The 13,984-nt window shown below is 48.5% G+C and carries 10 protein-coding genes; 8 read left to right on the top strand and 2 right to left on the bottom strand.

What is annotated here, in order from left to right; genetic code table 11:
• Nucleotides 1-89 precede the first annotated feature (89 nt).
• The 8 genes from E2H98_RS15775 (at nt 90) to E2H98_RS15740 (ending at nt 9,828) form a co-directional block, all read left to right on the top strand.
• Complete coding sequence (locus E2H98_RS15775; protein ID WP_133590556.1) at nt 90-761, top strand: hypothetical protein; 672 nt, start codon at nt 90-92, stop codon at nt 759-761.
• A gap of 62 nt (nt 762-823) precedes the next feature.
• Nucleotides 824-2,053: a ribonucleotide-diphosphate reductase subunit beta gene (locus tag E2H98_RS15770; protein WP_133590554.1), complete on the top strand. Its 1,230-nt coding sequence runs from the start codon at nt 824-826 to the stop codon at nt 2,051-2,053.
• A gap of 462 nt (nt 2,054-2,515) precedes the next feature.
• Nucleotides 2,516-5,266, top strand: a complete 2,751-nt coding sequence (locus tag E2H98_RS15765) for a ParA family protein (RefSeq protein ID WP_133590550.1) — start codon at nt 2,516-2,518, stop codon at nt 5,264-5,266.
• Between the two features lie 296 nt (nt 5,267-5,562).
• A complete protein-coding gene (locus tag E2H98_RS15760; protein WP_133590548.1) occupies nt 5,563-6,150 on the top strand; it encodes a hypothetical protein in 588 nt (195 codons plus the stop codon).
• A 135-nt stretch (nt 6,151-6,285) separates the two neighbouring features.
• Complete coding sequence (locus tag E2H98_RS15755; RefSeq protein ID WP_133590546.1) at nt 6,286-7,371, top strand: DUF4303 domain-containing protein; 1,086 nt, start codon at nt 6,286-6,288, stop codon at nt 7,369-7,371.
• A gap of 58 nt (nt 7,372-7,429) precedes the next feature.
• Complete coding sequence (locus E2H98_RS15750) at nt 7,430-8,347, top strand: tetratricopeptide repeat protein (protein ID WP_133590544.1); 918 nt, start codon at nt 7,430-7,432, stop codon at nt 8,345-8,347.
• Nucleotides 8,348-8,368: 21 nt separating this feature from the next.
• Nucleotides 8,369-8,569, top strand: a complete 201-nt coding sequence (locus E2H98_RS15745) for a hypothetical protein (protein WP_133590542.1) — start codon at nt 8,369-8,371, stop codon at nt 8,567-8,569.
• A 209-nt stretch (nt 8,570-8,778) separates the two neighbouring features.
• Entirely contained in the window at nt 8,779-9,828 is a 1,050-nt protein-coding gene (locus E2H98_RS15740; RefSeq protein ID WP_133590540.1) for a S1C family serine protease, read from the top strand.
• 158 nt (nt 9,829-9,986) lie between these two features.
• Here the strand turns inward: E2H98_RS15740 and E2H98_RS15735 are convergent, their stop codons facing one another.
• Together E2H98_RS15735 and E2H98_RS19220 are read right to left on the bottom strand one after the other, a co-directional pair.
• A complete protein-coding gene (locus E2H98_RS15735; protein ID WP_133590538.1) occupies nt 9,987-10,373 on the bottom strand; it encodes a hypothetical protein in 387 nt (128 codons plus the stop codon).
• Complete coding sequence (locus tag E2H98_RS19220) at nt 10,351-13,953, bottom strand: phospholipase D-like domain-containing protein (RefSeq protein WP_198325148.1); 3,603 nt, start codon at nt 13,951-13,953, stop codon at nt 10,351-10,353. Before E2H98_RS19220 ends, E2H98_RS15735 begins: the two co-directional genes overlap by 23 nt.
• Between the last annotated feature and the right edge of the window lie 31 nt (nt 13,954-13,984).

Below are 13,984 nucleotides of genomic sequence, written 5' to 3'. Positions count from 1 at the left end.
GTTCCTCCCCCTGCCAAGGGGGAGGCCAGGAGGGGGTAAAACCTTTCCAAAAATCAGAAGTAACGTGAAAACAAAGACAAGGAAAAGGAATGATGTGGTCTTTTAAGAAAATGGGCGCTATCGCGCTGGTATTTGCTACCGGCTTGATCGGAAGCGGTACCACGCAAGCCGGAATCATTTACTCTGGCCTGCAGAACATCAACATTGAAAGCGTTGATGGTGCGATCAACAACGTAACGATTGATTTGGCTGGTGATTTGTCGGGTACATGGGACAACATGCAATTCGACATTTTTCACAGCGGAAATCAAACGACTGCGGGCTACAACACCAGTTGGCTGAATGCGCCTGCAGTGTTGGGCTATTTTTCCCAGTTTCCGTATGTGGAACAGTACAGCGAAGGCGCTACACCGGTGCTGAGCTTCGGCTCAGGTTCGATGATTCTTTGGTACTTCACGACCGATGGCATCGATCAAGGCGCGTTCCGTAATACTGTTGGTTATGCCGCGCTGATGCTGGGCGACTTTGATGGCCCGAAATATTACGGCTGGATGCAATTGCAGGTTCAGGATTATCAGAACCTGAACGGATCGGGCCCACTGATTACGATCATCGATTGGGCCTTTGATGACAGTGGTGCCGTATTGACAATGGGCGAAGGCCGTATCGCCGCCGTATCGGCTCCAGCAGCCTTTGCGCTGATGTCGGCAGTGCTGCTCGGTTTAGGTTGGTCGCGTCGAAAGTCGCGACTCAACCGTTAATGAGCACGATGAATTAAGTGAAAGTGTAGATGTCAAAAAAACAGAGAGATGAGGTAAGCACAATGTTCAGTTGGGACGAAACTGAAGAGCAATCTGCAGCCAAAGCCGCACCGTTGTTTAACGAAACCGAAGACCAACCCGCTCCGGTCAAAACCGACACCGCTGCCCCAAAAGCGGTGAAAAAAGGCGTGGAAAATCCGAACGTTAAAGCCGCGCTGAATGCCATCGGTGATCTCGACGTTGCCGCCGGTCTCGAAGAACTGGAAATGGGTGCTGCCCGCGTTTCCGTTGACGAAAAGCGCATGATCAACTGCCGCGCCGACGTTAACCAACTGGTGCCGTTCAAATACGACTGGGCCTGGCAAAAATACCTCGATGCCTGCGCCAACCACTGGATGCCACAAGAAATCAACATGGCCAAAGACGTGGCCCTGTGGCGCTCCACCGACGGCCTGACCGAAGACGAACGCCTGGTCATCATGCGTAACTTAGGCTTCTTCTCGACCGCCGATTCACTGGTCGCGAACAACCTGGTGCTGGCCGCCTACCGTCACATCACCAACCCGGAATGCCGCCAGTACTTGCTGCGCCAAGCCTTCGAAGAAGCCATTCACACCCACGCCTATCAATACTGCGTGGAGTCGCTCGGCATGGACGAAGGCGAAGTGTTCAACATGTACCGCGAAGTGCCAACCGTGGCGCGCAAAGCCGCCTGGGCACTCAAGTACACACAAAGCTTGGGCAACCCGCTGTTCAAAACCGGCACCACCGAAACCGATCAAGAACTGCTGCGCAACCTGATCGCGTTCTACTGCGTCATGGAAGGCATGTTCTTCTACTGCGGCTTCACCCAAATTCTGTCGATGGGCCGCCGCAACAAAATGACCGGCGTGTCAGAGCAGTTCCAATACATTCTGCGCGACGAGTCGATGCACCTGAACTTCGGTATCGACGTGATCAACCAGATCAAATACGAAAACCCGCAGCTGTGGACCGAAGAGTTCAAGAAAGAAGTCATCCAGATGATTCTGGAAGGCACCGAACTCGAAGTGCAATACGCCCGCGACACCATGCCGCGCGGCATCCTCGGCATGAACGCCGCGATGATGGAAGAATACCTGCACTTCATCGCCAACCGCCGTTTCGCGCAATTGGGCCTGCCAGAACAATACCCAGGCGCCAATAACCCGTTCCCCTGGATGAGCGAAATCATGGACTTGAAGAAAGAGAAGAACTTCTTTGAGACCCGCGTGATTGAGTATCAGACTGGTGGGGCTTTGAGCTGGGATTAATCGATACGTTTACGCCGCCTTATTATTTATGGGCGTGGTCCCATTCACAGATCGTGAGTTGACACGTGCATGGCGAGAGCTGGCAGTAGTCGCAACGCCCATTAACGGAGGTCAGCGTAACAACTCGCACCGATTGCTTTTGTTCTATGCAGTCGAGTGCGGGTTAAAGGCTGTTTTTCTGAAACGCCAGAATCGTTCTGTTTTTGACCAAAATGATGTAGACAACTCAGGTCACGACCTACGCAAACTCCTAAAAGCATTAAATGTAGGTAGCAATCTAGCCCTTCCACACAACTTACAATTGCGCCCAATCACAATTCAAAACCTTAGTCATCCACGCAATGGAGACGTAAGAATTCTGCATCAAGCTTGGCGTTATGGAGGCTACTGTATTACGCCAACCGACCAGGATTGTGAAGTCCAACTCCAGCAAATACTGGACTGGCTAAAAGGAGAACTAAAATGACTCCCCAACAAAGCGCTCAAGAGCGTTTACTTACGTGGCTAGATATTGAGCGCCAACTAAAACAGCGAACATCATTGTGGAATTGCATGCCCGAAGGAATCTCATTGATTGATTGCTTTGTAAGTGGCATGGAGGTTCATCACTCATGCCCAGAGGCCGACGTAAAGGAATGGTTGGCAGAGATTTTCGGCTCAAGCTACAACAAGACAAACAATGTAATCCGTTTACGAATAGGGAATGCGGCCTATCCAGTTGAGTTTTTAAATGAATCACAATCTGAAAGTTCTGACATTGAGCGACGGACTTATCCACTATGGAAAGAAGTGACTTATGTTCATGAAGAAAAAGATAAAATTGGAAATAAAACCGAACCCCCCCTTAAAGTCCAAGCTCCATTTTGGCCGACCCAATGGAGCTCCGGACCCGACCTAGTATCATTTCATTCATTCAAAGGTGGTGTCGGTCGTACTACAACTCTAATGACGTTTGTAGCGGCTTGCATGCAGGAGGTCGGCACAAAGCCAAAGAGGATTTTAGTTATTGATGCGGACCTTGAAGCTCCTGGAGTTAGCTTTTGGCTAGATGATGTTAATAAGCCCGCAGTTTCCTTTGTGCAGCTACTGGAGGCACTGCACTATCCGCCGACAAACACAAATGAAACGCTTGATTTTTTTTGCGACGAGCTGCGTAAAACATCTTTAAGCCTATCAGGAATTCAACAAGAATTATTTATCCTACCCGCTGCACTGGATTTATCTGAAATTCAGGACATGCCTGTAGCCCCCGAACATCTAGCGCGAAACCCTCAAAATCCTTGGCAATTGTCAGATTATATTCACTCCTTGGGGCAGCGCTTAGGCGTAGATGCAATCTTTCTAGATCTTAGAGCAGGCTTGAGTGAACTAGCTAGTCCGATTCTTTTTGATCCTAGAGTAGATCACTTTTTTGTAAGCACAGTCGCACCTCAATCTGTACTAGGCATGAGAGAAGTACTTTCTCGTTTGCATGCCTTCAACAGCAATCTGCCGCTGGATAGGCAACGTTCAGCCACACCGACGGTGGTTCTTAGCTTGCTAACTAAGGAACTCAGAGAGGCAGGATACTACGAGCGAGCGTTGAGCGTTCTGAATAATGCTTACCCTAGTAACGACACCTTAACAGCAGGCATAGTTTGGCTGGAGGCAGATTTCCAAAACACCCTAATGTCGGTCGGATCTGTACGAGAGTCATTACAGGTATTACCACAGTCCAACCGCCTGTTTTCTAGCGCCAAGGAATGGGCTCAAGCACTATACACTGAACAAAAAGATTCATCCTTAAACCTCACGCAAGAACGAATGCTATTGAGGCAAGAAAAGGCAAAAAGACTTCAAGAGGTTTGTCAAAGAGCACAATTCGCAGAAAGTGATGCAAATGCCCCCATTTTAGCGATTGAACCACTTTTGAACTTAGGTAAGCATTTCTCAAAAGAGCCACCCAATGCCCTAATGATCGGAGCTAAAGGCGCGGGCAAGACCTTCACGTATATGCAATTAGTAAGGACCAACTCATGGCTTACTTTTCTAACAAAGCTTGGTTTCGAGAGCAACAACATCGTTGATGCAAATATTTTTCCGGTTCTTTGGTCCAGCAACATAGAGGACACTCCTAAGGGTGAGATTAAAACTGCACAGAATCTTGCTCTAAAGTCAATTTTGGCAGATAACAAACAGATTTATCTCGCCTCCACGTTATCTAACAAAATCAGAGATAATTTGAAGAACCCACCAGACTCTTGGGATGCGTTCTGGGATGAACTCATAATTCAACAGTTTGGATTGGGAAAAAGCGGATTGCAGGAACTCAACAACCGTCTCGCTCAAGCGGAAAATAGAGTTGTTCTGGTTTTTGACGGCATCGAAGATGTATTTGAAGATGTAAATCAAAAAAGTGCGGTGGACGCAATTCAGGCGCTGTTAAGATTACCCAACAGAATGAGCGAACTGGAAAATCGACACTTAGGGACACTTATTTTCGTGCGCGCTGACTACGTTCAAGCCGCAATTCGCCAGAATCTTGGGCAACTACTTCAACGGTTTCACCCCTTCCAGCTTCAGTGGAATCCTGAAAGCTTTTTGAGACTCGCTTTTATGTTGAGCTGCCAAGCAGGCATTTATCCCGACGACCCAAAGTCATCTGAAAATATGCGCATTGAGCAGCTGAAAGACCGGTTGGAAGAGTTATGGGGTAAGAAACTTGGTACTGAAAAATCCAAAGAGGCCCACTCTGCTCGCTGGGTTTATTCTGCACTATGCGATCTCAAGGGGAATGTTCAGGCGCGAGATTTAGTTCGATTCTTGAAATTCGCTGCCGGATTTGAGTCAACACGTTCCTCCCAAGCATGGGCTGACCGCATCCTTTCACCAGAAAACATGCGAAAAGCCATACCAGAATGTAGCCGCGAGAAGGTTGCGGAAGCCAAGCAAGAAATCGCTCCGTTACGAAGATGGACAGGCCTCATGGAAAGCTCTGGCGTGAATCACCTCAAAGTACCGTTCAGTCCAGAGCAGGCCAAACTCGATACTAATCTATTGAGCTCATTGCAGGAGATCGGCGTGATATATGAAGATCTTGATGGCAAGTTGGGAGAAGAGAGACTGTTCTTACCTGAAATTTACAGATATGGGTTAGGCTTCGACACATCTGCAACAGGGCGCCCCAGAACCCAAGCATTACTTAAAAAAAATATTGGCAGCATCCCACTTTGAACTCATCGGAAACATTCCAGCGCGGTGAGTTGAGTTCCGTCGTAGGATAATGGAATGGACTCCTCCTCTCTATGGCATCAAAGTGCCAGACTAGGGAGGATTTAAGGGGTCAGCCCGCGTAGCGCAGTAGGTACGATTAGCGAAGCGTAATCATACGTGATCCGTGTTCAATAGGGTCAGAGTGAATGAAGCACCCCAACCTACCGATAAACCTTAGGGGATTGCATTAGGAAGTGAACGCAAGTCTGCATGTTCGGATTAATTCATTACAACAAGCAAAACATTGGAGCAAGATTATGGGTAAGTACTTTTTATTGACGTCTTTCGTACTGACAACATTTATTGGATGTGCTACTTCAGAAAAGAATCAAGGCGTCGCCAAACCGGATTTGCCAGCCCCCATTTACACCGCCAATGAAGCCTCGCGTTTATCATTCTGTTTTAGCCTTACGGGCAACGCCTATACGGTAGCAAGAAGAAAGGCGGCAGGCGAGTCGGAAGAATCCGTAAGGAATAGCTATTCGGCTGCCAGTACTGCCAAGCTCCTCGTTCCGGTTGTTGAGAAAGTTTTTGAGGACTCCTTTTCGAATTCCTTCGATTACGCGGTCTCGTTTTTCACCGAGTGCGCACAGAACGTCGCCAATGTCGCGCAAGAACGCTCCAAGGACGCCGCTTATTGCACGATGAATGGTCTGATAGCTGCCAGAGCACTTGAAGATAAGGAAGCCGGACGCTCAAAAGAAGAAGCGTACAAATTTGGTGCACAGTTTAATAGCAAAACACCAACGATGATTGTTGACGAAATTTACCAATCAAACAAACCAAGAACCAAACCGGTCTTGTCGGTGTGGAATGAATGCATAGGCCCCATGTCTGCCAAGTAAGAATGACTCAGTTAACTGACTCGCTAACGGGCGGCGCAGTGGGTGCGATTAGCAAAGCGGAATCGTGCGAATGCTATTAACGCAGCTGAGCAAATTTGGTCGCGCTAGCGAATTATGCAATGACGGAGTAATAGCTTGCCAAAGAAAAAACAGATTAGCTACGAGAACCTGACCAAGCTTTTAGCCGCGGAAGCAAGCAAGGGCATTACTCAATTCTCGGTTACCGAAGATAGCGTTGAGGTGTACGCTGTTGCCTTTTCAGCAGAGCCCAATTCGGGGAGCGTTTCACTCCACATCAACACAGAATCTGTATTCGAAGCACGAAAATCCACCACCTATCATGAGTGCGACGAGAAGCAGGTAAATGGTCTCTTTGGCTTTAGATTTAATCCCCACGACTTTGGCTTTCATGACTTCTGGAGCTTTCCAGACGAACTGAGCGATTGGGCCGAGGAATACGAAGCCCATTTGGAATCGCTAGAGACCGATGAGGAGCACGAGGAGACCCGCGAGCGATTTTTTGACGCAGTCGCCGCCGCGATAGGTCAAGTCCAAAATGAACTGGCATTTCTGAATAAAACCGAACATTTCATTGCCTTTGTGTCGTATTACGATAGCTCACGAGAACTTAAAGAACATCTAATGCGCAAGACAGTGGGTGAAGCCACATTCGATAAACTTTTCCCGGAAGTCAGAAGGTTCAATGAGTTGATAATCGATATCAATCAGCTCAGCACCGAAGTGCAAATAAGCTATTGGTTAGGCGTATTGAAGACATACGAGAGCAAGGACGAGATCGGCCAAGGACACTTTCTGCAGTATCGTTATTATTTGGATGTAGAGGAGCACCTTGCTGAATTGGGACAAGATGCGTTGCCAGCCATATTTGCCTATCTCGATCAGGTCATTTTCCTCAACGAATTCAACCTAAAGGGCGGCAAGCAATGGACCGAGGACGGAGCTTTCAACCGACAAGCGGCTGTCTCTCATCTTTTACTAAACACTATTGCCAGAATTGGCGATTCTGCGCCCTGGGTCGAGAGAGCGCTCAAGACATACATCCAAACACTGACACTACATAACGAGGGTGTACAAGAAACGGTCGGACTGAACTCTAGATTAGCCGCCCGCTGCCTCCATGAACTTTTCCCCGAGAAATATCCAAAAGAAGACGTCTGCCAGCATTCAAATCGACTATTGAATGCTTGGAGATATGCATAGAATGCCCTGCAAGCCCTAACTAGTCTCTGTTCCACCTTTTTCAAACGTAGGTAAGCGTATGTTTTCCATAGTCAGATTCGCCTTTATCATTGGTGTGATGTTGTTCACTGCGTCATATGCGGCGAGCTCCAAAGGTTTGGATACGTCCTGGGATATGCGCTATATCGATTTGTCAAAGGCCCATCGCGAAGGACGCTACGATGAGGCAATCCAGATAGCTGATGAATTAATTGCCGTGCTTAAGGCCAACTCGCTGCTATCGAGCGAGAGAATGTCTTCGGTTATGACCAAGCTTGGCCGCATCAAGTCCGATCAGGCGCTTTACGCTGAAGCTCATCCCCATTTCATTCAAGCACTTGAACTCAGTGAAAAAATATTTGGCGTGAATAGTCGTGACTACGAATACTCGTTAATGGATGTTGCCGGAAATCATGCGGACCAACGTCAATTTGAGAAGGCTGAGGAAATCTACCTTCAGCTACTGACCCTCAAAGAAGCGAAGAAAGACAAGCAGCTATCCGATATCCAAGTACCGCTCCAGGCATTGGCCCACATTTACTACGAACAAGGCCGACTCGATGACGCCGAGCGCCATATTCTGCGAGCGCTTGAATCCTCCAAGGCTGACGTTATGGGCGTTAAGTTTGATGGCTCAGCGCACGCTTGGCAAAGCCTGGGCGCCATTGATGCTGCAAGAGGAAAAAACAAGGACGCGATTGCCTGGCACGAAAAGGCATTGAAAGTACTGGACAAGGAATTCGCCGACTCGAAGAAAAAATGGGAAACGGCGGGCAATGCAAACTATGCGCGCTTGATTGCTTGCCATGAACGACTCGCGAAGCTTCACGGCGCTATTCACAACACAAAAGAAGCAAAGAAACACGAGAAACGCGCAAACCAGCTCAAGGCGGAACAGCCTGGAGAGCCCATGCAACTACCGGAGCCATGGCGCCAAGGCGTACTTCCGCTCCGATAGCTAATCATCTTGCTGGAGAACATGATGATTATGTCGATTACCCCCGCTGGAGAAGCGTCGCGCCACTTGGAACCTAAAGGCAACGCTAAAGTGGATTGTGAGAGCGAAACCTCGCTCTATGATGCTTTCTTGCGTGTGGAGAATTGTGAATTTTCTTTCACCAAAGATGGAGCCGAAATTTCTCTACTCTGGATTCCGGGCGTTGTTTTTCCGAAGGATTGAAAGAGCTGGAGCATATTCTGGCGACCGTATCACCTGCAGAAAGATAACATTGTTCGATGGAGATAGAACTTGAATGATTCATAGCGCGGTAGGTTGGGCTTTGCAGCCCAACCAATGAGCTCTGCTTTAATTTTAAGGCTATTCATCGAACGCTGTTTTCAAAATAGATGTTGAGCTTATAAGTCCAATCCACTAAAACTGGAGTTCCCATGTCTGCTTTACCTCGCCAATTCTTCGCCACTGCTTTATGTTTGCTAACACTGAGTACCGTTATGGCTGCAGAACCGTCTTCAGGATGGCCGGCAATTTTTGAAAAAACGACCCAAGCGGTGGTGCGCGTTCAAGCGACTACGATTCAAGAACGTGAATCAACCACCCTTGATGAAACGTTTTTCGGCAAGAGATTTCCTTCACGCGTCAAAGAAAGCAAAGTTGGTGGCTCCGGATTTTTCATCGACAACAAAGGAACACTGCTGACCACCCAATCGGCTATCGGCGGTGCCAAGGTGGCTTCTGTTGAAATTGGCGGTGGCAAGCGATATCAAGCAAAGGTGATTGCCACCGACGAGCTACTCGATATCGCTCTGTTGCAGGTCGATAACCTTACATCCCATGGCCTGTCGTTCGGTGATAGCGCGTTACTTCGCGTTGGAGCCCCCGTTGCCACGGTCGGTTTTCCATATGAAATGAATCAGAGCTTTTGGGTTGGCGTCATCAGCGCTCATGCCGTGCCCTCTCCTTCTTTTCCAGGAATCTCCTACCTGCAAGCAGATATCTATACCAATAGAGGTCAAGCAGGCAGCCCGTTATTGAACGAGAAAGGGGAAGTAATTGGCATGCTTAACTCGATATACACCAGTAGCGGCGGGTATTCCGGGATATCCCTCGCGCATCCGTCTGCGCTTTTGTTGAGAGCTATAGATGAGCTAAAAGCTGGGAAAACTTACCAACGTCGATACATTGGCATTTCGGGAGAGGTGCAATGGCATCCCGCGTCAGATGGAACTCATGAAACGAGGCAAGTAATGGTATTGGATGTCGGCATCGACTCGCCTGCCAGCAAAGCGGGGATACAGCCGGATGATGTGATCATCCAATTCAACGGCGTCCCCGTTACGTCTTGGGACCAATTTGCCGGCTTGGTACAAATGGCAACACCCAATATAGCGGTCGCCATTGAAATTCAGCGAGGGGCGAGTCGCTTGTCTGTGGCCGTCACCCCAGTTCTTCGAGAACATGACACTCACGGTGAAGAGTGAACTAGTACAGTAGACACGATTCGCAAAACGCAATCGTACGAGTGTTAACCTTATAGATCAATGAGAGCGGTTCGATGGAGTCGGAGTCATTGAGGCTGCCGATGAAGGACCGAATGAACTTGGGATAAAGAAGAAGTATGCCGTTTAACAGCGAAGAATCAGTAAATGCTTTGAGGAATTTTTTCTCCGAAAATGCGGAACAAATTGCGACCGCCTATGATGCCGGGAACATTGATTGGCTGAGCAATTAACCGCGCAGGGTCGGGCCTTACATTTGACATTCTACACAACGCGGTAGAATGGAGTTCGTCGTAATGCAGTAAGCTGGGTTTCGGCGCTCGGCGCGGTAATCCCCTTACCAGGTTATCGGCTATTCTTCCAAGGTCCGAACACAAATACTCTCCCAAATTCTCCTGATCCAGCGGAAAACTCGGTTTGATGAACAAATAAAGAAAAGCCTCTTCGAGCCTTTCATCATTACGTCTTTCCAAGAAAATCGCCCGGATTACCGCGCCTAAATCGTTACTGAGGCTCAACGTAAACAAGATGTGCCACCAAATCTTGATTACCTGAGAATCCTACTTTTTTGAAAGCAAAAGTTTGACCACCAGGGAAGATCCATTTGGTACCGCTGTTATTGAGATAATTTTCAACTTGAGCAGCAAAGGTCTTCATGTACTCGGTCATGGTGGTGTAATTGGATGTTAACGAGTCGGCGAGTCCACTTACGCCGTCTACGCCTGCCATAAAGCCGGAGCTTAAATTTGCAGGAATGGCTTTGGGCGTGGGGTAACCCGGTTTATCCGCCACGCTGATTGAGCCATCGTCATTGACCGTAACGAGCAGGACAATGGTGTTTGAGTACCCTCCCACCAAGCCACTGATATCGGCAGCGCCCAGATCGCCGTTGCTGAAATCAATGTTCATTGATGCGGATAACGTGATGGTTATTTCATTGCCAGCGATGTCTATCGATGCACTGGCTGCTGAATCCAAATTGTAGTGCCCACTAATCAATCCAGACGTATCACTATGATGGCTGGAAGCATTGAAACCGTAATCGGCAACTCTTGAGCCCGGTGTAGATACATAGCTGAACGTTTGATTGGGCGTTCTGGCTAGACTATAGCTCGCACTCCAGGTAAAGCCGGCATTAGATTGCCGATACGTTGTTGTTGGGGTAATGGCGATGCTGGCCAAGTAGGGCGATATGGCCGCAATCAGGAAGTTGGCAAACACTTCGCGGCGCACGGCCATGGCACCATGATAGGTATTCTGTTCATTGTCATTGATCCAGTTCCAGCTGAACGCACCGCCAACCGTCAGTTTTCGGTTCTCGGTTTCCATTAAGTAATTCAGGGTATAAAGCTGATGATTTTTTGAAATGGCGCCCGTATCGTCATAATGTGGTGAAACCATAAAATTGAGCGAAGTGGGTTGCATAGAAGTACGGCTCGGTGTGCCAGCATTGGCATGAACCGCATACCCCAAAACAAACTGGCCGGACTGTGCAATCGATTGCCAATATTTGAGCACAAAATCCTTTTGCAACTTCATGTAAACCGGCGAGTTGGATGGCACACCGCTTATCTGCGGCATGGTTTGCAGGCCGGCGTTGTTCAAGTCCAAATAGAGCTGCTGCACGCTAAACATTGTGCTGGTGTTGTACTGTAACAGCATGTCTCGTACATTCGCTGGCAATGAGCTGAATTTGCTATCGGGGTCAGCAGCATTGAAATTCATATCGACTTGATACGTGAAAATATAGGGGCTATCTGTTGGCTGTGAGTAATTACGCCAGGCGTAAGCCCCGCCTCGTCCCCAATCAAGCGTAGCGATTTGGAAGGTGTTAAAGAACATGTTGTAGGTGACTTTTTGGCTGTCGGTACCCAACACCACTATATCGGGTAACACATCGGGCATTACCCCTTCAGGCAGTCCAAATTGGGCTTTAATCGCAAAAACAAACGTTGAATCAAGCAAAGCAGAGGGTGGTGTGCCGTCAGAGGCGATGGCAAATGGGTCGACTCCGGGAATGGGTGCCATTGGTACTATCGGCGACCCAGCGTCTTCTTGTCCGTACCAAATTTCAATTGGATCTGAGGCATGTTTGGAAAGGAATTGCTTTAATGTGCTGTTAATGGCCGTTGCGGTTGTGCCAACCACCAGATCGTAAAGATACGCTGGATTGGAGAGATTCGACTCATAAGCTGCTTCAGGGCGTTTGGGCCCGTACACATGCGGACGAGAATACTGCCACAGTGGCTGCCAGTACGATGTCAGCAAATCATTTACCGCCTCGTCACCTTCGATCAAGTAATTGAACTCGGATAACGAGCCAGGATAGAGATTGTCCGAGCCAACCACGTATATCTCATCATCGATAATCATGATTTTGGCGTGATTGCCCGGGGCGGATGGCACTTTGTTATAAATGTAACCACTTGCACTCAACACAGATAATGCTGCACTACCAATCACGCCTTTGCGGGGAGGTTTACTTTCCAAGGAAGGTTGCTTCAGCGTGGCGGTATAGCCTTCTTTCGAAAGATTTGGCCATTTATACGTTTCGCCTTCGAGGCTTTGGTCATCTCTTACGGCATCCGTGTAAAAGAAAGGCGCAATACTGAGTCGACTTAATGCATCGGCGCGCTCGGCAAGTTTGTCCGTTAGTTTCGCATCCGTATTTACATCATGCGTCATATAGTATTTGATCAGTTCGTATGTCCGGCTAGCACCGGATCCAAAAGAGTACTGATCGCCTTCAGCGCCAGCGCCAGCATCCAGCGGCGACACCACAACCTGAACCTTGAGCGCGACATTGGCGAGCAATGCCTGCATTAGCCATTGGCAAACCACGTGATCCGACCAATTTTTCTTCCACGCGCTGATCAAGTCCATCTGAGACATTCGGATCATACGTTTCGCGCTTTTTATCAGCGTTTCCTTCATTATCTCCGAGCCCTTTTGATAGTCTGTCTCTATATTCGGCCCGGTCCAATACTTGCCTACGGCCAGCATCGCTGTTGACATCTTGTAGCGATCAAATTGATCGTATTGATTGTAGATAATGCGTTCCTGGAAAACTTCCAGCTTCAAGTCCTCAAGGGTTTGCAGATCTTGCGAGCGAATGTCTTGTGGTACTTCACGTGGTGGAATAGCGGGTTGCTCATCAGGTGCCGCAGGCTGAACTCCAGAGCGATGCATTGCCACCAGCGCATCTTGACGTGCTTTCATATACGCGGTGACGGTTGGCTGCTGCAGCGGGTCAGCGGGTAACGAACGATTGCTATCGCCGTTCTCCCAGTTGAGTGTTCTGGTATTTAACTTTTCTTTAGTGAACAGATCTATGCCACAGTCCCACATTCTGTTGAGGTACAGTTGCGCACTATAGGCAGCCGCACCATGCACCACAACAGAGACATCGTGAACGGGCGGATAGCTGCGGAACAAATCCATATTCAGATTGTGCCCACCGACTAGAGCTTCGGTGCCATCAACCGAGATGATTTTCGAGTGATTCCAGGTCATTTTGGTATCATCACTGGAAATTGCACTGTCGCCGAATACCCGCGACTTTAGCGCGGACAGGATGCCAGCTTCGAGGCGATAGAATCGTCCCATCCATATTTCGGGCATCGTTTCCCAATACGATGACCGTAACCGAATTAATCGAACGAGTGCCGCTTTAAAATCGGTAAAATTGGCTGGCTCAGTGAAAGGCGACATCGGTGTTTGGCCGAAAAGGAAACGGAACTGCGTTTGCGTTGTTCGTCCCATCTTATTAGTCAATGCGGTATCCATCGCACCAAGAACCACTCTTACCCAGTCGGGATCTGGACTATTCAGTGACGACAAATCGCAGCGATAACGCGCCTTTTGTATAATCTCTTCTATCGCACGTTCAAACTCGGCCTGCCTTGCCAGCGCTTGAGGCATAATTTCTTGACCAAATGGCAACCCCCAAACATGTGGAGTGTCCATAATTCTGATGTAGTTTGGGCCGCTAATATGATTGAAATAGTTACCTAGGCTTGCTTGCACATCGTCGAGCTTACTCATCATCCCTTCCTCAATACCGTTGTCACTACGCGCCGCAAAATCGCAAACACTGCTTGGACTCATCCGAACTGACTAGCTCTTGATGCCTCGATAT

It is taken from the genome of Permianibacter aggregans, assembly GCF_009756665.1.
In the GTDB taxonomy this organism is placed as follows: Bacteria; Pseudomonadota; Gammaproteobacteria; order Enterobacterales; family Permianibacteraceae; genus Permianibacter; species Permianibacter aggregans.
Note: the sequence above shows the minus strand (reverse complement) of the source record. Positions and strands in the feature narration are given on the sequence as shown.

Coding starts and splice junctions, on each gene's coding strand:
- E2H98_RS15775 (WP_133590556.1), top strand. CDS start 90: ATGATGTGGTCTTTTAAGAAAATGGGCGCTATCGCGCTGGTATTTGCT.
- E2H98_RS15770 (WP_133590554.1), top strand. CDS start 824: ATGTTCAGTTGGGACGAAACTGAAGAGCAATCTGCAGCCAAAGCCGCA.
- E2H98_RS15765 (WP_133590550.1), top strand. CDS start 2,516: ATGACTCCCCAACAAAGCGCTCAAGAGCGTTTACTTACGTGGCTAGAT.
- E2H98_RS15760 (WP_133590548.1), top strand. CDS start 5,563: ATGGGTAAGTACTTTTTATTGACGTCTTTCGTACTGACAACATTTATT.
- E2H98_RS15750 (WP_133590544.1), top strand. CDS start 7,430: ATGTTTTCCATAGTCAGATTCGCCTTTATCATTGGTGTGATGTTGTTC.
- E2H98_RS15745 (WP_133590542.1), top strand. CDS start 8,369: ATGATGATTATGTCGATTACCCCCGCTGGAGAAGCGTCGCGCCACTTG.
- E2H98_RS15740 (WP_133590540.1), top strand. CDS start 8,779: ATGTCTGCTTTACCTCGCCAATTCTTCGCCACTGCTTTATGTTTGCTA.
- E2H98_RS19220 (WP_198325148.1), bottom strand. CDS start 13,953: ATGAGTCCAAGCAGTGTTTGCGATTTTGCGGCGCGTAGTGACAACGGT.